Here is an 18776-nt window from a genome sequence, read left to right as displayed (position 1 = left end):
TTATCGTTTTAAATTAACTAATTCTTGTAGAATCTCATCAGATGTTGTGATAATTCTAGTGTTTGCCTGGAAGCCACGCTGTGCTGTGATCATTTCCGTGAATTCTTCTGATAAATCAACGTTTGACATTTCCAGTGCTCCTGACACGATAGAGGCTGTTCCTTCACCCTCTGGAGCAAATAAATCCTCTAATCCATTAATATTACCTGTTCCATCATCAGTGAAGGCACCGTCATTGACCGTTGTACGATACATGTTGCCACCTACTTTTTCAAGACCACCAGGGTTAGAAAACTTGGCTAACATTATTTGACCTGCCTCCTGTGTTTGACCATTTTCGTCCACATAAGTCACCGTACCATCACTTTGAAAACTTAGACTTTCCGCATTTTTAGGTATTTGAATTTTAGAGGAAACCACATTTCCATTTTCGTCCGTTGATTGACCAACTAAATATTGACCATTTGCATTTACTAGATAATCGTTAGCATCAAAATACAAGTTACCCGCCCGAGAAAAATAAATATCCGAATCTCCTATATTAATAGTAGTAGCATCTTCCGCGACATCTTGTGCAAAGACAAACATTCCGTCACCTTCTAATTGTAAATCTAAAGGTCGACCTGTCGTTTGTCGGTAACCTTGCGTATGAACATTATCAATAGTTCCTAGTTGGACGCCTGTACCGACCTGAGATGGATTCATCCCCCCTCGAATATTTGTAGGTGCGCTCGCCCCGTTTATCGGTTGACTCATCATATCTTGGAAAACGGTACGTCCCTTTTTAAAACCGACAGTATTGACATTTGCAATGTTGTTCCCCACAACATCTAATTTTGTTTGAAAAGCCTTAAGTCCAGAAATTCCTGAATACATAGATCTTAACATCTCATTCAACTTCCTTTCAGATTAAAGTTTAGTAGCTACTTCATTCAGTCCATAGCTATAAGCCTCCCAGCAAGGGTCCAGCTTAATCAATAAGAATGGTTCCATTAATATTAGTGAAGATTTTATTTTTCATTTCTTCTGTTTCCATTGCAGTTATAACGGTTTGATTATCAGCATTCATGATAAAGGCTGTATTTTGTACTAGAACCAATGAGTCCTTGACTCCTTTTTGCTTTGCTTCTGCTAACTTAATGGTGATTTGATGCCATTGTTCTTCCGTAAGTTGTATTTTCCTTTCCTGCATTCTCTCCCTTGCATGCTTCGTTATCGTCAGTTCATTTGTTTGGTGTAAAAGGTCAGCAAACTTGACCGTTGACTTTTTTGATAAGGATGACTTTGTAGGGATAAGAGCATGATGTAGGGCATGAATTTTATTATCCATTGCTTTGCTCCCCTATTCAGAAGGATTAGTGTCTTCCGTCTTATCTGGTGCCGTATTAGAATGAACATCACTCGTAATACGAAGCACTTCATCTGTATAGATTTTTGTTCCATCTTCAAGTTCTAATACTGCGAAGCCTTGTTGCTCTGAAATGGCCTTAACCTTGCTACTAACAATTTCTTTTGGCTCTGCTATTTGTCCTGTTTCCTCATCAATTTTATAATAGTCAACTTCCTTACCGATTAGATGACTATATTGAATAACAGGAGAGATCGTTTGATTTGCGACTAGCTGTTCTATAGAATTTGACATATTCATCATTTGCTCGAGTGATGAAAATGTCGCCATTTGAGAAATAAATTCCTTATCGTCCATAGGGTTTAAAGGGTCTTGGTTTTGTAATTGTGTCATTAGGATTTTAAGAAATTCATCCTTCCCCAAGCTCGTATTGATCTCCCTCGTTTGTGACTGATTAGATAAATAGTAGCTAGGATCGATTGCACTCATTATATTCACCTACACTTTCGCGTCCATTAATAGTTGATGAAAATCTGTAGCTTCCTCATTTTCTCCACCATGTTCTTCAGAAAAACTGTTTTGCTCGTCCTGACTATTTTCCTCATCATATTGTTCGGCTAGATTCATTTCTTCCGAATGGGCTAATAGATTAGAGCTATCCTGCTTTTCAATCAAAACTTGGTGTGGTGAAAACATATGTCTAAGCTGTTGTAGATTCCCTTCAAGTAAATCCTTTGTTGCTTGTGATGATACGATCATTTTTACTGTCATTTCTCCATTAACTTGGGTTAGCTTTAATGTAATATCACCTAACTGCTCTGGCTGTAATCGTACCATTAGTTGGTTTATACCATTACCTCGTTGCAAAAAGTTACTTTTGACCATTATCTGCTGAAATTGATCTAATAACTGTTTCTGCACCATCTCATTATCGGTATTGGTTTGTTGCGTATAGATAATGTATTGCTGAATTTTTGAATGCACAGGACCTGTAGAGATAATAGGCGAAGTCTGTTTAAGTGAGTTACTTTCACTTTGTGATTCATAGCTTTGGATCGCATGCTTCATCCAGTTTACTAAATCCTGTTGGGTTACTTTTTTATTCCCTCCATAATGCTCCGTTAGAGAGGAACGACTCTGATAATTTTCTATAAGGGAACTCCATACCTTAGCTACTTTGCTCTCTTGTAAATCACTCATGATCGTCTGGATAGCTTGTGGGTTTTGCTTTTGAAAATTGCTCCACTGTTGCAAATAAAGAAACATCTGCTTTTGTTCACGCAAGGTAATAGAACCATTTTCCATTTTATTAAGGAGTTTCTGAATCCCTTCCCATGATGACTGAACTTCCTTTTTATCTAACGTTTGCGCCATAGGCACAAGTGCAGATGAACCTACCACTGTACTAGAATGGTTCGTTATCAGTAGATTTTGAAAAAACTTCTCAGGAGAACGAATATCTTCACTAGTTTCTAAGCTTTTTAAAAGACTTATTAGTTCTTCCAATGCTTCGATCTCTAATAATGGATTTGATGCTTGAATTTCATCAACGAGTTCTTTCACTCTTTTTTGCATTTCTTCATCCAATTCTAGTAGTTGGAATAGGTCTTCCATTAGGATATCTCCTGATTTAAGTACATTTACTAGGTCTTCACTCAATAATTTCTCTCTTATGGAATCCTCCTGGTTAACCACTATATCTGATGACATCTTATCTACACTCAAGTCAGATGTGCTATTCGCTAGTAGTATATTTTTAAATACCGATGCTTCCCCTTGATCTTGCTTCAGAGAAGGTTCCATTGACTTTGGTGCCATGATGGATACATTTGGTGTGATCATTGGTGTCACCTCCTTTCTAATGTGTGTTATTCAACTAGGAACGACTCTGTAAATGAAGCTGCTATTTCTGGATCCATTGCTGCAAGTATTTCACCGCGAACCTCTGCATCCACTTGTTTCAAGATAGAAATAACGATGCTTTTTTCCATTTTTTCTAAAATAGAGGCAGCATTTTTTGGTTTCATCTCACTATATGATGTAGCCACTTCTTTCCATTTCTCATCTGGCTCCTCTGTTGCTTCCTCTTCACTTTCTTTCATTTCTTTCGTTAGTCCTGCTACTTCTTCTTCTAATTCCGTAATCGTTTGTTCTTTTGATTCAACCTCTGCTTCTAATCCTTCCACCTGTTGTTGCAACATATTTAGTTCCTCATTCTTTTCGGAAAGCTGACGTTCGTGTAAGGCCTCAAGGTCTGTCGTTACCCTTTCTTCCAAGAAAGGGATTTTGTTTAAGGCTTCTTTTGTTTTTCCGACCACATCTACACCCATGATATTTAGAATGATTAGTGCAACAATTAGAGCAAATAATAATGGAACAATGATAACGATTAGCCACTGAAAAAACCCTGGTTTTTTTTCTTTTTTGTCACGATTGGGATTGGTAGCCATTTCTTCACCTACCCTTATTGATCAAATACTTTCTCATAGATATTTCATCCATTTGAATAGCTTCCTGTCTTTTCTCGCTTTCGACCCTTGTGATTTCTTTTTTATGGATCAATTTCTCAATCTTTTTCAGTTCTTGAAATTGGTTCGATAAATTCTGCTGAAAATATTGCATTTTATCCCTCGCGTTTGCAACTTGCTTTTGTAACTCAAGGATGGAAGGTGTTAAATAATTTAAATAATCATTATAGGACTGAAGCATTTCTGCACTTGTCCCTGTCGTTAGGGATTGTGTGTACTTGTCTTCAATGGTTTCTTTTCTTTTTAATAAATCAAAAAGTTTTTGAGCTTTTATTTCAAAGTCATTGACTGCTTGCTCATAAATCATTTGTGCTTGATTTTTTTCGTTGTCTCTTATTTTTCTTATTTTTTCAAGTCCAACTGTATTTCTCAAAAGCTATTCCCTCCTGAAGCTAAAGCCTTCAATTGCTTAAGGGCATCTTCCCTGTCAATATTTTCTTCCATCCGTTGTTTAAGAAACTCTACTATTTTGGGCTGTAATTGAATTGCTTCATCTACTAGTTGATTGGAGCCTTTTTTATAAGCACCGATCTGAATTAATTCTTCATTGTCCTCATAGGTAGCAAGCACTGATCGGATTTTTTGTACATGTTTTAACACATCAGGATCAATGATCTCATTCATCACACGACTTACAGACTGTAAAATGTTAATGGCCGGAAATTGTCCTTTTCCTGCTAGCTTCCGATCTAGGATAAAATGCCCATCCAAAATCCCTCTTGTCGTATCAGCAATTGGCTCATTGAAATCATCTCCGTCTACCAAAACTGTATAAAATGCTGTGATGGTACCTTTATCACTCGTGCCTGTTCGCTCTAGCAAAGAAGGAAGTAATGCAAAGACTGATGGTGTATATCCTTTCGTTGTCGGAGGCTCTCCAATAGCAAGCCCAATCTCTCTTTGGGCCATTGCTACCCTTGTCACAGAATCCATCATTAAGTTTACTTGATATCCTAAATCTCGGAAATACTCACTTATCGAAGTTGCTGTGTAAGCACCTTTTATTCGCATTAATGCAGATTGATCGGAAGTTGCCACAACAACAATGGATTTTTTCAATCCTTCCTCACCTAGATCCTTCTCAATAAATTCATTAACCTCTCGACCACGTTCACCAATTAATGCAATCACATTCAGATCGGCCTCACTATTACGTGCAATCATTCCCATTAAGGTACTTTTACCTACTCCACTTCCAGCAAAAATACCAATTCTCTGACCTTTACCAACCGTAAGCATTGTATCAATTGCCTTGACCCCTACTTCAATAGGCTCACTAATCCGGGGTCTACTCAAAGGGTTAGGTGGTGCTTGTTCTGTTGGATAATCGATGAGGCCTTTTGGTAATTTTGTCCCATCTAATTGATTTCCAGTCGAGTCAATTACCTTCCCAATTAAAGATCTTCCCACTTTAATGGAGAGAGATTGCTTTGTTGCTTCTACTAAGCAACCTGAAGAAATATTACTAACTGCCGAATATGGCATTAAAAGCACCTTTTCTTCATCAAATCCAATTACCTCTGCCGTAATTTTTTCTGAGCTTTTATCTGTATGAATGTAACAGACTTCGCCGATTCTTGCTTTAGGCCCGCGTGACTCAATTAGTAGTCCTACAACCCGTTCTACCTTTCCAAAACGTTTATAGGAATCAATTTGTTCAATTTCATCAAGGATTGCTTGGATGTTCACGGCTAATCTCCTCCACTACATTAAAAAGCCTATTTCTTATTTCATTTAATTGAGTCGTGATAGATGCATCAATCCTACCATAAGGTGTCTCTATGATTACTTGTCCTTTTTGAAGCTCTGGATCTGTGAAAATAATTAACTCTGCTTGTTGATTCGTAATCGCAACTAATTCATCCTTACTATCCAGAAGGAGTGAATAATCCTTATCGTGAACATAAACCTTTATAACCGGCTGTTCTTTCACCATCTCGATGACTTTATGTACAATATTCAGGAAAGAATGACTATTTTCTGTTAAGGTCTGATTCATTATTTTCTCTGCAACAGTCATCGAAATTTGTAATATTTTCTCATCACTTTGAGACAGTATATTATCGGCATCGATTTGTGCCTGCATAATGATTTGGTTCGCATGATCTATCAGATTACGATATTGTTGAATGCTATCTGTTTCCCCTTTTTCGAAGCCTTTTTTATAACCTTCCTGCTGTGCTTCTTCTATATAACGAGTTCTTAATTCCTTCCACTCTTCTTTTTGTCTAGCTATCTCTCGTTCAGTACTATCAAATTTATCGTTTATCTCTCTTTCTTTTTTTTCTATTTCTTCCATGCGGGATTGTAAATCTTTCTCTAATGTATCTGTGTTTGAAGTATCCTTCTTAACAGAAGTTTGGATTTTCTTAATATTAATTTTTTTTGTAGGGAGAGCTAGTTCGTCTTGATTAGACAATAATATCATCCCCTCCACCTCTTGCAATGACAATTTCTCCAACTTCTTCTAATCTTCTAACAACAGAAACAATACGGGATTGAGCTTCCTCCACATCACGTAGTCTAACTGGACCCATGAATTCCATCTCTTCTTTAAATGTTTCTGCCATCCTTGTAGACATATTGTGGAACATGATTTCTTTAACTTCATCACTAGATACTTTAAGTGAAAGACGCAAGTCATCATTGTCGACCTCACGAATAACACGTTGAATTGCTCGATTGTCCAAGGTAACAATGTCCTCAAATACAAACATACGTTTCTTGATTTCTTCTGCGAGTTCTGGATCGTCTATTTCTAAAGCATCGAGAATTGTTCGTTCCGTGCTCCTATCTACTCCATTTAGAACCTCCACAACAGCTTGAATCCCACCTGTTTGTGTATAATCTTGTGTCACAGTAGTAGACAATTTTCGTTCCAATATTTGTTCAACCTCGGAAATGATTTCAGGTGAAGTAGAATCCATAAGTGCAATCCTCTTCGCGATACTTGCCTGTAACTCTGTAGGCAAATCTGACAAAATTTGTGCTGCCTGCTCCGAATCTAAGTAAGATAGAACTAGGGCTATTGTTTGTGGGTGTTCATTTTGAATAAAATTGATGATTTGCGATGGTTCTGCCTTTCTCGCAAAATCAAATGGCTTCACCTGTAACGAGGAGGTTAGTCGATTTAGAATATCGGTTGCCTTCTCTTCACCTAATGCTTTTTCTAATACAGTTTTGGCATAGCCAATCCCACCCTGTGAAATATAATCTTGAGCCATAGCTATTTCTTGAAATTCTGCTAATATATCATCTTTTTGTGCTGTGTCTACCTTCTTGACGGAAGAAATCTCAAGAGTTAGTCTTTCAATTTCTTCAGGTGTTAAATATTTATATACTTGAGCTGAGACATCAGGTCCTAGAGAGATTAACAAAATAGCAGCTTTTTGTTTACCAGTAAGTGCTTGTTTTCGTTTCGCCATTTACATTAACCCCCTTCTTAATCCTCTGAAATCCAACTGCGAAGTAATTTAGCAAATTCCTCTGGTTTATCCTGAGCATATTTTTCTAATTGTTTTCTTCTTTTCGAGCTATCAGAATTATCCTCTTGCATAAGTGGAGGTAGCTCTTCATGGAACACTTCTTCTGTTTCGATTTCTTCAATTTCTTCTTCTGGTGTTGGTTTTCTTCTTAACAACCAAATTAGCAGGATAATCACCGCCAATAGTACACCACCAACGATATAGACCCAAATCGGAATAGATGGTACCGTAGTTTGTTCTAATGATTGATCTGTTCCACTAAATGGTTGGAATACGATAGAAACGGCTTCTTCTGGTGTTACTTCTTCATATGTTTGGTCTACCGTCGTGGAAATCATTGAGTTTAATATAGAAGCAACACTATCTTCTACTGCCTGTTGTTCGGTTGCACTTAACTGTTCTACTTCTCCATTTTCTCCGATCCTGGTGTTATCTATCGCTACTTGTATTCCTAAATCTCGAATTTTATAGGGACTTTCTACTATATCTCGTTGAATTCTATTAAACTCATTGTTAACAGATTCCTTTACCATTTCATAATCCCCAACTTGTCCTTCTGTACCCGCGGGGTAGTTGGCAATCTCCCCCTCTTCTACCCCAACTGCACCTTCCTCAGGCTGAGCACCAGTAAATGATTCTGTAATGGTCTCAATACTAACTGGAAGTGTATCGTTCTCCTCATCGACCGGTTCAACTAATTGCTCCACTCTTTTTTCTTGGGTAAAATCGATATCTGTTGTCACTGAAATGGCGACCTTATTCATACCGATCATCATCCCAAGCATTTTTTGTACCCTTTTTTCGATGTCTCGTTCGATATCATTTTTCATTTCCAGTTGATTAGTAAATGAGCTTCCTTCCGTTGCATAATTTTGACTATTTAGATCGTAATATTCAAAATTTTGATCCATGATGACAATATTCTCAGTTGGTAGATTTGGTACAGATTTAGAAACAAGGTGATACAGGGTATTAATTTGACTTGGTTCAAATTGATACCCCGGCTCTGACTGAATGACAATAGATGCGGATGCCTCTTGTTGCTGATCACTGACAAAAACAGGATCCTTCGGGACATTGATCATTACTTCTGCACTTTTAATTCCATTAACTTGTGAAATTAAATTCGCTATCTCTGTTTGCATGGCATCTAGTTTCATTACATCGAATTCATTATCTGTCACTCCCCATGAGCTGTTTTCAGCAAAAAAGGAATAATCGATACTACCACTATCAGGAATTCCCTGTGCGGCAAGATCAACGAGTAAAGATTCTGCCTGTTCCTCAGGTACTTCAATCGTTGTACCAGCTTCCGTTAGTTCGTAAGGAATAGATCTTGCATCTAACTCTTCCTTAATTTGACCTACTTCTTGAAGAGACAATTCATTATATAAAGGTACAAGCTTATCGGAAGTTGATAGAAAACTGATTACCAAAAGTAATATGATAATAAAACCGAGTCCACCAAAAAGCACACCTTTCTGCCACTTTGCCATGGACTTATAATATTCTTTGAATTTTAAACTATATTGCTTCAATTTCTCGTTCATTTTTTGCCCCCAGAAACTAGTTACTTACATCATTTATGTAGATTAAACCTGCATTCTCATTACTTCATTGTAGGCATCGATAACTTTCCTTTGGACTTCAACTCCTGTTTGCAGTACGATACTAGCTTTTTGAGCAGTAATCATAACATCATGCAAATCGTCAATTTGGCCTTTGGCTAATGCTTCTGTTTTTACATCTGATTCATTTTGAGCTTTATTGATTTGTTCAATGGCATTTTTTAAACTATTAGAAAATTGCTGCTGTGCTTCACCTACAGAAATGGAACTGCTCTGATTGGATTGATTAGTTTGATTCATATTTGAGACATGATTAATATTTAAAAAAGTGTTAGTTACCAAAACTTATCCCTCCCCTGCTATTACCTACCTATTTCCAATGCTTTCATCAGCATGGTTTTGGATGCATTTAATGCTGTGACATTAGCCTCATAAGATCTTGTGGCACTCATCATATCGACCATTTCTTTAAGTGGATCGACATTAGGCATTTCTACATAACCCTCTTCATTCGCATCAGGGTGATTCGGATTATAAACTAATTTAAAAGGCTCTGTTTCATCCTCCGTAATTTCCGTCACTCTAACACCACTTCCCCGGGTTGATTGACTGTTTCTAGCGGATTGGAGAAGTGTAGAGAATCCTTCCCCTCTTTGCTGAAATACGGTCATTTTTCTCTGGTATGGTTCATATTCACCATTTTCATTGACTGTTGCACGAGTAGTATCCATATTTGCAATATTTGAAGAAATGACATCCATTCTTAGTCTCTGTGCTGTCAAGCCACTCCCACTTGTATTAATAGAATGAAAGATCGACATAATTACCTTCCTCCCCTTATAACTGTTTGTAAACTATTAAACTTCCCATTCATACGGTCTACCAATGCCTGATAATAGATTTGATTTTTAGCTAATTCCGTCATTTCTTTATCTATATCAACATTATTGCCATTATGGTTATAAGTTGTGGAACGATTAGTTGTAATTGTATAAGGTTGTGCTTCTTCTGATCCAAAAGAAATATGTCGCTCGTTTGTTTGAGTGGGTGAAAAATCACCTTCTAAAGTCTTATTTAGGACATTTTTAAAATTCACATTTTTTGCTTTGTAGTTAGGTGTATCTGCATTAGAAATATTATTAGCTATTGTACTATTTTTCATAGAGGCATAATCTAAAGAATTTTCTAGGGAATTTATCGTATTTCCGAAAAAAGACATGCTAATTTCCTCCTTATTTCTCTAAAAACCGACATAAAAATAATGCGCCTATCGAATATTGTAAGATAAATATTACCTATTGTCTATGACAAATTGTAATATTTTTGTTAAAGTTTGATTTATTTTTACATTTTAGTCTTTAAGGCTTAATTTATATAGGTATATAATACCATTATTGTAGGCTTTTAATCAGGAATTTGTCAAAAAAAAAAGAAAACTGCCTAGGAGCAGATTTCTTTTTCTGTATGAAAGCGTGAAATTTTAACTAGAATATATTGAATCCTTAGATTTTTCTTATAATTTGAGTTCCTTTAGGAAATAATCATTTAGTACCTTAATGTAGGTCCCTTTCATCCCAAGAGACCTAGATTCGATGACACCAGCACTTTCAAGCTTTCTTAATGCATTTACGATAACAGATCTTGTAATGCCAACCCGATCTGCAATCTTGCTAGCTACTAACAATCCTTCCTTACCATCAAGCTCTCGAAATATATGTGAAATAGCTTCTGATTCACTATAGGAGAGCGAATTAATCGCCATTTGCACAATAGCAGTCCTTCTGGCTTCTAATTCTATTTGCTCTGTTTTCTCATGGAGAATCTCCATCCCAACTACTGTCGCGCCGTTTTCCGCTAAAATTAGATCATCCTCATTAAAGCTATCAGATAAACGACTAAGAATTAAAGTTCCTAGTCTTTCTCCACCACCTATAATTGGTACTATAGTCGTTAGCCCAGTTCTAAAAAGCTCTTTATTCTCAACAGGAAAAGCTGTATATTCACTGTTAATATCTAAATTAGTCGTGGTTGAAGTAATATGAAATAAATTTTCCGTATATTCTACTGGAAATTGTCTCTCCTCTAGCATTTTCTTCATACGTTCATTTTCGATTTGTTGATTAATGGAAAATCCTAAAAGCTTACCTTTACGACTAACGATAAATATGTTTGCATCAATTACGTCTCGTAATGTATTTGACATTTCTGTAAAATCAACTGATTTTCCCCTCGTCTTCTGAAGCATCGCATTTATTTCCCTTGTTTTATCTAATAATTTCATTTATTGCACCTTCCATCTATAAAATAAATTCGCTTAAGTCTTTATTTTTCGCAATAGATTTAAGTTTCTCATTGACATAATTTTCAGTAATTTGTATATTGCCAATCCCAATCTCTGAAGCTTCAAAAGATAGTTCTTCCAGTAATTTCTCTAGGATAGTATGCAACCTTCTTGCACCAATATTATCTGTCTCTTGATTCACCTCATATGCGATTTCTGCTATTCGAGTAATCGCCTTTTGGTCAAATTCTATGGTGATTCCTTCCGTTTCTAACAGTGCCTTATATTGCTTTAATAACGCATTAGAAGGTTCTATCAATATTCGTTCGAAATCTTCTACTGCCAATTTCTCAAATTCTACACGAATGGGAAACCTTCCTTGAAGTTCTGGAATTAAATCCGATGGCTTTGCCATATGAAACGCCCCTGCTGCAATAAACAACATATGATCCGTTTTTACTGGTCCATATTTCGTTACAATGGAGGATCCCTCGACAATTGGTAAGATATCTCGTTGGACACCTTCTCTAGAAACGGTGGCGGATTGCTCTTGCTTGACAGCAATTTTATCCACTTCATCGATAAATATAATACCTGTCTGTTCCGCTCGCTCGATTGCTTTTTGTGTCACTTCATCCATATCGATTAACTTTTGTGCTTCTTGCTGTGTTAATATTTTTCTTGCTTCCTTTACTTTCAATTTTCGTTTCTTCTTTTTCTTTGGCATGAATTGACCTAGTGCATCTTGCATATTCATTCCCATTTGTTCCATTCCCGATCCTTGTAGCATATCAAACATAGATGGCGTTTGTTCCTCTACCTCTATTGAAACGATATTATCTTCAAGTTCTCCTAGATCCAATAGGCTTTTCATTTGTTGTTTTTTTTGTTTCATCGTTTCCGCTTGTTCACTTGATTCCTCTTCTGTATCATTAGATTTTTGTTGATTGGGGTTTAAGAACATTTCAAATGGATTTTTCGAATGATTTGCCTTTCTTTTATCTGGTACTAATAATTTTACAAGTTGCTTATTCGCCTCCTCCTCTGCTTTTCCCTTTACGAGCTCCATTTCTTCTTCTTTAACCATTCGTACAGATGTTTCAACTAGATCCCTAATCATCGATTCGACATCCCGTCCAACATAACCAACTTCCGTATATTTTGTTGCTTCCACTTTAACAAAAGGGGCTCCAACTAATTTAGCTAATCTTCTAGCTACTTCCGTTTTTCCTACCCCGGTTGGACCGATCATTAAAATATTCTTTGGAACGATTTCATTTCTTAGCTCTTCTGTTAATTGCATTCTTCGATATCGATTTCTTAAGGCAACAGCAACAGCCTTTTTTGCACTTTCTTGGCCAATGATATAGGCATTTAATTTTTCCACGATTTGTTTAGGTGTTAAATTTATTGACATGATTCTCCTCCTTGAAGCTCTTCTAAAACTAATTGATCATTGGTAAATACACATATTTCTCCAGCAGTCTCTAAGGAAGCCTTTGCGATTTCTTTTGCACTGAGGTGGGAAGCATGCTTCTTCAATGCTCTTCCTGCACTTAGTGCATAATTACCACCTGAGCCTATCGCTAGTATTCCATCATCTGGTTCAATCACTTCACCTGTACCTGAAACGAGTAAAAGCTCCTTCTCATTCATTACGATTAACATGGCTTCTAATTTCCGTAAATATTTATCATTACGCCAATCTTTGGCTAATTCAACAGCAGCTCTTGATAAGTTACCATCATAACTCTCTAATTTTGCTTCAAAGCTTTCAAATAAAGTAAACGCATCTGCAACAGATCCAGCAAATCCTGCTAAAACTCTTCCTTTAAATATTCTTCTCACCTTTTTAGCCGTGTGTTTCATTACAACTTGATTCCCAAGTGTTACCTGGCCGTCTCCACACATTGCTGCTTTACCATTGTGCTGTATAGCAAAGATAGTTGTTGCATGTAATTGATTCAGTTCATTCATCACGATACCTCCTATTTATTACTATTTTTTGCTCTCGGATGTGCCGATTGATAGATACTTGTTAATCTATCCTTTGTAACATGCGTATATATCTGTGTTGAAGATAAATTTGAATGGCCTAATAATTCTTGAACTGCCCTAAGATCTGCCCCATTGTTTAGCATGTGTGTAGCAAATGTATGACGTAATTTATGGGGGTGTAAGTGGATGGTAAGCCCAGCCTTTTTTACCATTTTACTTAGAATTAATCGCATTCCTCTTACAGTAAGTGGGCTTCCTTTTGCATTTAAAAACACAAAATTACTTGGAATGCTTTTACTTCCCATTAGCTGGTTACGTCCATCATTTATGTATGTTTTTAAAGCATCTTCTGCAAACTCACCAAAAGGGATATATCTTTCTTTATCCCCTTTTCCTAATACTAAAATCGTCTTTAAGCTAAAATCAATATTTTCTATTTTTAAACTGGCGCATTCACTTACACGAATTCCGGTCGCATATAACAATTCTAATAACGCGGCATCTCTTTGTCCTAATGCTGTCGTACGATCAATAGTAGAAAATATGGTGTCGAGCTCTTCTTGGAATAAGAAACCAGGAATTGGCTTAGAGTTTTTAGGTAGGGTTATATGCTGAAAAGGGTTTGAATCGACAACCGCTTCCCTTACAAGAAGCTTATAAAAACTTCTAAGTGTCGATATATGTCTAGTGACGGAGCGCTTGGAAAGACCACTTTCGTATAACTGAGACAAATAATTTCTCACGATGTTGTGATCCACCTCTTGTAGTCTAGTCATGTTCTCTTTGTACATAAATTGAAAAAAATGTTCTACATCCTTTTGATATGTTTGAATCGTGGTCTTCGCAGCATTCTTTTCTATTTGTAAGTAATCTAAATAAAGTAACCATTCCTTCGTAAAGGGTTCCATTTTTCACCTCTAATAAGCGATAAAATCTTATCATAATCCTAAGTGTATCGCAAGTTCGTTAACCAATTTGTCAAATCTTTAACCTTTATACTATTCTATTCCCATCAAGTTAAATCATAAAACGATAATTATATTATTACCGTGTCCATTCCATTGTATCACCTATTTCTTGTCTAGACCAATCAAAAAGGTACCTCCCTAAAATATAAAGGCGAAGAACAAAAGCGCTAGGCGCCTGTTTAAAACGTAGCGACTGGTGCAAACCAACTGAGATAAAGGAATCATGCCCCCTTCATAGGGGTATGCCGACGCCTTAACGCATAGTCCGTATTTAGTCAGCTTTCATTCAGCTTTAAAACTGGCCCATTGCGCTTTTCCTTATCTATTGAGTCATATTTTTATGCTTACTTACCTTAAAAAAACAAAAACTTGCTATCAGTATTAGATAGCAAGTTCAAACTGTTTAGCTCTGTGCCTCTTCTTTATAATCACAATGAGGACATTGTACTTGTGCCGTTTTTTTACTTTTCTTCTCGACGAGCATCGTATGACATTTTGGACAATTTCGTCCAATAGGTTTATCCCATGAGATGAAATCACATTCCGGATAATTATCGCATCCATAAAAGGCTCTTTTCCGTTTTGTTTTTCGTTCTACAATATTTCCATCCTTACATTTAGGACACTTTACTCCGATCTCTTTTAATATCGGTTTTGTATTTCGACAGTCAGGAAAATTAGAGCAGGCAAGAAATTTGCCATATCTCCCCATTTTGTAGACCATTTCATGTCCGCATTTTTCACAATTAATTCCTGCAGGTTCGTCTTTAATTTCAACCTTTTCCATTTCTTCTTCAGCTTTGGAAAGGCGTTGACTAAACCCTTGGTAAAACTGATCAATAATTCTTATCCATTCCGTTTTCCCTTCTTCAATCGCATCCAAGTCATCTTCCATTTTGACTGTAAAAGCGACATCGATAATCTCAGGGAAAAACTCTTCCATTAAAGAACTTACGATTTCTCCCAACTCAGTTGGAACAAATCGACGATTGTCTAACGCTACATAGCCTCGTCTCTGAATGGTGTCCAGTGTAGGGGCATAGGTTGAAGGTCGTCCAATTCCCTTTTCCTCCATTGTCTTAACAAGTCTCGCCTCTGTATATCTCGGAGGAGGTTGAGTAAAATGCTGACTAGGTTCCATTTTTTCCGATTTTACTTTAATTCCTTCTTCTATTTCTGGTAGCCACTTCTCTTGTTTATTTTCCTGATCATCACTACCCTCAATATAAACCTTCATAAAGCCTTTAAATTTAACTTTCGATCCTGTAGCACGAAATTCTATTCCTTCATTTAGCAAATGAACAGTCATTGTATCCATAACAGCAGGGGCCATTTGACTAGCAATAAATCGTTCCCAAATTAGTTTGTACAGTTTAAGCTGATCTCCTGATAGTACATTTTTTAATGACTGTGGATCACGAAAGCTATTTGTCGGTCGAATTGCCTCGTGCGCATCCTGTACGCCTTCACTTTTCTTAGCTTGTTTGTTAGAGCCTATATAGGATTTCCCATACTTTTGATCAACAAAATCTCTCGCTTGGTTTTGTGCAGTGGTTGAGATTCTCGTAGAATCGGTACGCATATAGGTAATAAGTCCGGTGATTCCACCTTCTTTTTTACCCAAATCTATTCCTTCATACAATTGCTGTGCAATCATCATTGTTTTTCGAGCTCTGAAATTCAATTTTCTAGCTGCTTCCTGTTGAAGGGAGGATGTAGTAAATGCTGGTGAAGGATTTCGTCTTCTTTCTTTTTTATTAACTTTATCTACTAAAAAGTAGTCACCCTTCAATTTTGCTAAAATTTTATCTACATCTTCTTTTGTTTTTAATTCTACTTTTTTCCCATTAGAACCATAGAAATTGCCTTCAAATTGTTGGCCATCCTTAGAAAAGAGAGACTGGATACTCCAATATTCCTCCGGCTTGAAATTCTTTATTTCATTTTCTCGGTCGATAATCATCTTAACAGCAACTGATTGCACTCTTCCTGCACTAAGCCCTTTTTTGACCTTTTGCCATAATAGCGGGCTGATATTGTAACCAACTAAACGATCTAATATTCTTCTGGCTTGTTGTGCATCGACTAGATCCATATTAATTTTTCTCGGATGCTTAAAGGAATCTTTAACTGCATCCTTAGTAATTTCATTAAACACCACTCGGCAATCTGAATGTATATCAATGTCTAAGCTATGAGCTAAATGCCATGCAATAGCTTCTCCCTCGCGGTCGGGGTCGGCTGCTAGAAAAACTTTATCTGCTTTTTTGGCAGCTGTTTTTAGTTCTTTTAAAACCGGACCTTTTCCTCTAATTGTAATATACTTTGGTTCAAAATTGTTTTCGACATCTACCCCTGTTTGACTTTTAGGTAAATCTCGAATGTGCCCCATCGATGCTTTTACTTTATATCTTTTACCTAAATATCTTTCAATTGTTTTAGCTTTAGCAGGTGATTCGACGATTACTAGATATTGTGCCATAAATTCTAACCCTCCCAAGAGGTTACTTCCTATTAAATAGTACATTATCGAAATTTCAAATTTTATTCAACTATTTCTCTTTTAATGAATAAGATAAATCTTCCCTATTATTAAATACTTTTGTATGATTTGTCAAATAATGAATAAAAAATATCCTTCAGTAATTAAATGTAAAAAAACTCCTTTTATTTAGTCATTTACCCATTTAGCTACCGCTTAGATACTAGTTAAGATTGTGGTGAATGGTTTAATATTTCGATCCATTTAACTTTTTGATCATGCCATTCCTCGATTATTTCTTGTCCTGTAAGCACTGATTTTGCACCGTCCTTGATTAATTGATTACACCCTCTGCTAGTTGGGCATAAAACAGAACCAGGTACTGCAAAAACTTCTCTCCCTTGTTCTAATGCTTGGTCAACAGTTATCAATGAACCACTCTTTTCTTTTGCTTCTATCACTAAAGTACCAAACGTTAATCCACTTATGATGCGATTTCTTTCGGGAAAATGGTATTTTTGAGGTGTTTTATATGGAGGATATTCAGAAATGACGAGATTATGCCTGGATAGGTTTTGATACATTTCCACATGCTGTTTAGGATAGACATGACGGAAACCACTACCAAGCACCGCAATTGTAGGAGAATCGTATTTCATGGCTAATTCATGCACATAACCATCAATACCAAGGGCCATTCCGCTTACCAATAGCCATTTTTCATTAATTAAAGGCTTCAATAATGTTTGCATAATGGTTTTTGCAGCATCAGAGGGATAGCGTGTACCTACAATACTGATATTCGGTTGATGTGTCAATATATCTATATTTCCTTTTAAGTATAAGCTAAGAGGAGGATCTGGGATAAAGCGGAGCTGTGGTGGATAATTCTTATCAAAAATGGTAATAGCTTGATATTGTTGTAGGTCTTGTAGAATTTCTTTTTGTAACGAGGTCTGATGTAATCCTTGATAAAGTGCTTCTGCTCTTTGCGGATCTACACGAAGGATATCTCGCAAATCTTTCAAATTGTAATCATATATGTTTTGAAGTTGAGGGTCTGACTTTAACAGTTTCCAAATAATTGGTCTCGTAACCCCTCTAATTTGTTTTAAATGTAGGAGTCTTAAGCTTTTTTTATCCATCTATTCACGTCCTTTGATTTAAATAAGGAAGAGATAAGGGAAGCTATCTCTTCCTAGTAAACATTAATGTGTCTTACATTTGTCATAGAGTCCTTTTTCTTTGAGGACTTTAATGAGTGTTTCACCCATCACAGATGGTGTTTCTGCCACTTGGATACCACAGCTGTTCATTACTTTAATTTTCTCTTCAGCGGTTCCTTTACCTCCAGAAATGATCGCACCTGCATGCCCCATTCGCTTACCTGGAGGTGCCGTACGTCCACCAATAAAGCCAACAACAGGTTTGGTCATATTAGCTTTTACCCATTCTGCTGCTTCTTCCTCCGCTGTTCCTCCAATTTCCCCAATCATCATAACCGCTTCTGTTTCGGGATCATCATTAAACGCCTTTAAAACATCAATAAAATCTGTTCCGTTTACAGGGTCCCCACCAATACCAACAGCTGTTGATTGGCCAAATCCTTCTTCTGATAATTGATGAACTGCTTCATACGTCAATGTTCCTGAACGGGAAACAACTCCGATATGACCTTTTTTGTGAATATACCCAGGCATAATACCTATTTTACATTCTTCTGGAGTAATAACACCAGGACAATTCGGACCTACTAATCTCGTTTTCTTTCCTTCCATATAGCGCTTAACTTTGACCATATCCATAACAGGAATATGCTCCGTAATACAAATAACCAAATCAAGCTCTGCATCTACTGCTTCCATGATAGCATCTGCTGCAAATGGCGCAGGCACGTAAATAACTGATGCATTCGCTCCTGTCTCTTTAACCGCATCTTCTACTGTATTGAATACAGGTACACCTTCTACTTCTTGCCCACCTTTTTTTGGTGTTACACCAGCGACAATTTTCGTTCCATATTCTAGCATTTGTTTAGTATGGAAAAGTGCAGTTGATCCAGTAATACCTTGAACAAGCACTTTTGTATCTTTGTTAATAAAAACACTCATGTAATGG

At 36.7% G+C, this 18776-nt stretch carries 20 protein-coding genes; all 20 read right to left on the bottom strand.

What is annotated here, in order from left to right:
- The 20 genes from flgG to sucD all read right to left on the bottom strand — a co-directional run bounded on the left by flgG (window position 1) and on the right by sucD (window position 18769).
- A complete protein-coding gene (flgG, locus tag ACZ5R4_RS01510; protein ID WP_054787557.1) occupies window positions 1-888 on the bottom strand; it encodes a flagellar basal body rod protein FlgG in 888 nt (295 codons plus the stop codon).
- An 82-nt stretch (window positions 889-970) separates the two neighbouring features.
- A complete protein-coding gene (locus ACZ5R4_RS01505) occupies window positions 971-1330 on the bottom strand; it encodes a TIGR02530 family flagellar biosynthesis protein (RefSeq protein ID WP_054859497.1) in 360 nt (119 codons plus the stop codon).
- Between the two features lie 12 nt (window positions 1331-1342).
- Window positions 1343-1837, bottom strand: coding sequence for a flagellar hook assembly protein FlgD (gene flgD, locus ACZ5R4_RS01500; protein ID WP_054859498.1), 495 nt, complete (start codon window positions 1835-1837; stop codon window positions 1343-1345).
- 9 nt (window positions 1838-1846) lie between these two features.
- Entirely contained in the window at window positions 1847-3190 is a 1344-nt protein-coding gene (locus tag ACZ5R4_RS01495) for a flagellar hook-length control protein FliK (protein ID WP_109984435.1), read from the bottom strand.
- Between the two features lie 26 nt (window positions 3191-3216).
- Window positions 3217-3798 carry a MotE family protein gene (locus ACZ5R4_RS01490; protein ID WP_109984436.1) on the bottom strand — a complete coding sequence of 194 codons (582 nt, stop codon included), beginning with the start codon at window positions 3796-3798 and terminating at the stop codon, window positions 3217-3219.
- 4 nt (window positions 3799-3802) lie between these two features.
- Window positions 3803-4249 carry a flagellar export protein FliJ gene (gene fliJ, locus ACZ5R4_RS01485; protein ID WP_054859501.1) on the bottom strand — a complete coding sequence of 149 codons (447 nt, stop codon included), beginning with the start codon at window positions 4247-4249 and terminating at the stop codon, window positions 3803-3805.
- On the bottom strand, window positions 4246-5565 hold the full coding sequence (fliI, locus tag ACZ5R4_RS01480; protein ID WP_109984437.1) for a flagellar protein export ATPase FliI: 1320 nt from the start codon (window positions 5563-5565) through the stop codon (window positions 4246-4248). Before fliI ends, fliJ begins: the two co-directional genes overlap by 4 nt.
- Window positions 5543-6295 (bottom strand): flagellar assembly protein FliH, encoded by a 753-nt coding sequence (fliH, locus tag ACZ5R4_RS01475; RefSeq protein ID WP_464367987.1) that lies wholly within the window; start codon window positions 6293-6295, stop codon window positions 5543-5545. Before fliH ends, fliI begins: the two co-directional genes overlap by 23 nt.
- On the bottom strand, window positions 6288-7301 hold the full coding sequence (fliG, locus tag ACZ5R4_RS01470; protein ID WP_054787564.1) for a flagellar motor switch protein FliG: 1014 nt from the start codon (window positions 7299-7301) through the stop codon (window positions 6288-6290). The genes fliH and fliG overlap by 8 nt, the downstream gene beginning before the upstream one ends.
- Window positions 7302-7318: 17 nt before the next feature.
- Window positions 7319-8911, bottom strand: a complete 1593-nt coding sequence (gene fliF, locus ACZ5R4_RS01465; RefSeq protein ID WP_109984439.1) for a flagellar basal-body MS-ring/collar protein FliF — start codon at window positions 8909-8911, stop codon at window positions 7319-7321.
- Window positions 8912-8953: 42 nt separating this feature from the next.
- Window positions 8954-9247 (bottom strand): flagellar hook-basal body complex protein FliE, encoded by a 294-nt coding sequence (gene fliE, locus ACZ5R4_RS01460; RefSeq protein WP_277677884.1) that lies wholly within the window; start codon window positions 9245-9247, stop codon window positions 8954-8956.
- Window positions 9248-9291: 44 nt separating this feature from the next.
- Complete coding sequence (flgC, locus tag ACZ5R4_RS01455) at window positions 9292-9750, bottom strand: flagellar basal body rod protein FlgC (protein ID WP_109984440.1); 459 nt, start codon at window positions 9748-9750, stop codon at window positions 9292-9294.
- A gap of 2 nt (window positions 9751-9752) precedes the next feature.
- Window positions 9753-10148, bottom strand: a complete 396-nt coding sequence (gene flgB, locus ACZ5R4_RS01450) for a flagellar basal body rod protein FlgB (RefSeq protein WP_054859504.1) — start codon at window positions 10146-10148, stop codon at window positions 9753-9755.
- A gap of 294 nt (window positions 10149-10442) precedes the next feature.
- Complete coding sequence (gene codY / locus ACZ5R4_RS01445; protein ID WP_054787566.1) at window positions 10443-11210, bottom strand: GTP-sensing pleiotropic transcriptional regulator CodY; 768 nt, start codon at window positions 11208-11210, stop codon at window positions 10443-10445.
- Between the two features lie 16 nt (window positions 11211-11226).
- A complete protein-coding gene (gene hslU / locus ACZ5R4_RS01440; RefSeq protein WP_109984441.1) occupies window positions 11227-12627 on the bottom strand; it encodes an ATP-dependent protease ATPase subunit HslU in 1401 nt (466 codons plus the stop codon).
- Entirely contained in the window at window positions 12618-13178 is a 561-nt protein-coding gene (hslV, locus tag ACZ5R4_RS01435) for an ATP-dependent protease subunit HslV (RefSeq protein ID WP_054859696.1), read from the bottom strand. Before hslV ends, hslU begins: the two co-directional genes overlap by 10 nt.
- Before the next feature lie 20 nt (window positions 13179-13198).
- Entirely contained in the window at window positions 13199-14116 is a 918-nt protein-coding gene (gene xerC / locus ACZ5R4_RS01430; protein WP_109984442.1) for a tyrosine recombinase XerC, read from the bottom strand.
- 463 nt (window positions 14117-14579) lie between these two features.
- Complete coding sequence (topA, locus tag ACZ5R4_RS01425; RefSeq protein WP_109984615.1) at window positions 14580-16658, bottom strand: type I DNA topoisomerase; 2079 nt, start codon at window positions 16656-16658, stop codon at window positions 14580-14582.
- Between the two features lie 227 nt (window positions 16659-16885).
- Window positions 16886-17803 carry a DNA-processing protein DprA gene (gene dprA / locus ACZ5R4_RS01420; RefSeq protein ID WP_054859507.1) on the bottom strand — a complete coding sequence of 306 codons (918 nt, stop codon included), beginning with the start codon at window positions 17801-17803 and terminating at the stop codon, window positions 16886-16888.
- Between the two features lie 63 nt (window positions 17804-17866).
- Entirely contained in the window at window positions 17867-18769 is a 903-nt protein-coding gene (sucD, locus tag ACZ5R4_RS01415; protein ID WP_109984443.1) for a succinate--CoA ligase subunit alpha, read from the bottom strand.
- Window positions 18770-18776: the final 7 nt, after the last annotated feature.

It is taken from the genome of Gracilibacillus sp. JCM 18860, assembly GCF_055395245.1.
This window is presented reverse-complemented; position numbering and strand designations above follow the sequence as displayed.

Bases quoted from the DNA above. Each gene is read 5' to 3' on its own strand.
- topA (WP_109984615.1), bottom strand. From the start codon at position 16,658: ATGGCACAATATCTAGTAATCGTCGAATCACCTGCTAAAGCTAAAACA.
- hslU (WP_109984441.1), bottom strand. From the start codon at position 12,627: ATGTCAATAAATTTAACACCTAAACAAATCGTGGAAAAATTAAATGCC.
- fliF (WP_109984439.1), bottom strand. From the start codon at position 8,911: ATGAACGAGAAATTGAAGCAATATAGTTTAAAATTCAAAGAATATTAT.
- flgB (WP_054859504.1), bottom strand. From the start codon at position 10,148: ATGTCTTTTTTCGGAAATACGATAAATTCCCTAGAAAATTCTTTAGAT.
- sucD (WP_109984443.1), bottom strand. From the start codon at position 18,769: ATGAGTGTTTTTATTAACAAAGATACAAAAGTGCTTGTTCAAGGTATT.
- xerC (WP_109984442.1), bottom strand. From the start codon at position 14,116: ATGGAACCCTTTACGAAGGAATGGTTACTTTATTTAGATTACTTACAA.
- flgC (WP_109984440.1), bottom strand. From the start codon at position 9,750: ATGTCGATCTTTCATTCTATTAATACAAGTGGGAGTGGCTTGACAGCA.
- flgG (WP_054787557.1), bottom strand. From the start codon at position 888: ATGTTAAGATCTATGTATTCAGGAATTTCTGGACTTAAGGCTTTTCAA.
- codY (WP_054787566.1), bottom strand. From the start codon at position 11,210: ATGAAATTATTAGATAAAACAAGGGAAATAAATGCGATGCTTCAGAAG.
- ACZ5R4_RS01495 (WP_109984435.1), bottom strand. From the start codon at position 3,190: ATGATCACACCAAATGTATCCATCATGGCACCAAAGTCAATGGAACCT.
- dprA (WP_054859507.1), bottom strand. From the start codon at position 17,803: ATGGATAAAAAAAGCTTAAGACTCCTACATTTAAAACAAATTAGAGGG.
- ACZ5R4_RS01490 (WP_109984436.1), bottom strand. From the start codon at position 3,798: ATGGCTACCAATCCCAATCGTGACAAAAAAGAAAAAAAACCAGGGTTT.
- fliG (WP_054787564.1), bottom strand. From the start codon at position 7,301: ATGGCGAAACGAAAACAAGCACTTACTGGTAAACAAAAAGCTGCTATT.
- flgD (WP_054859498.1), bottom strand. From the start codon at position 1,837: ATGAGTGCAATCGATCCTAGCTACTATTTATCTAATCAGTCACAAACG.
- ACZ5R4_RS01505 (WP_054859497.1), bottom strand. From the start codon at position 1,330: ATGGATAATAAAATTCATGCCCTACATCATGCTCTTATCCCTACAAAG.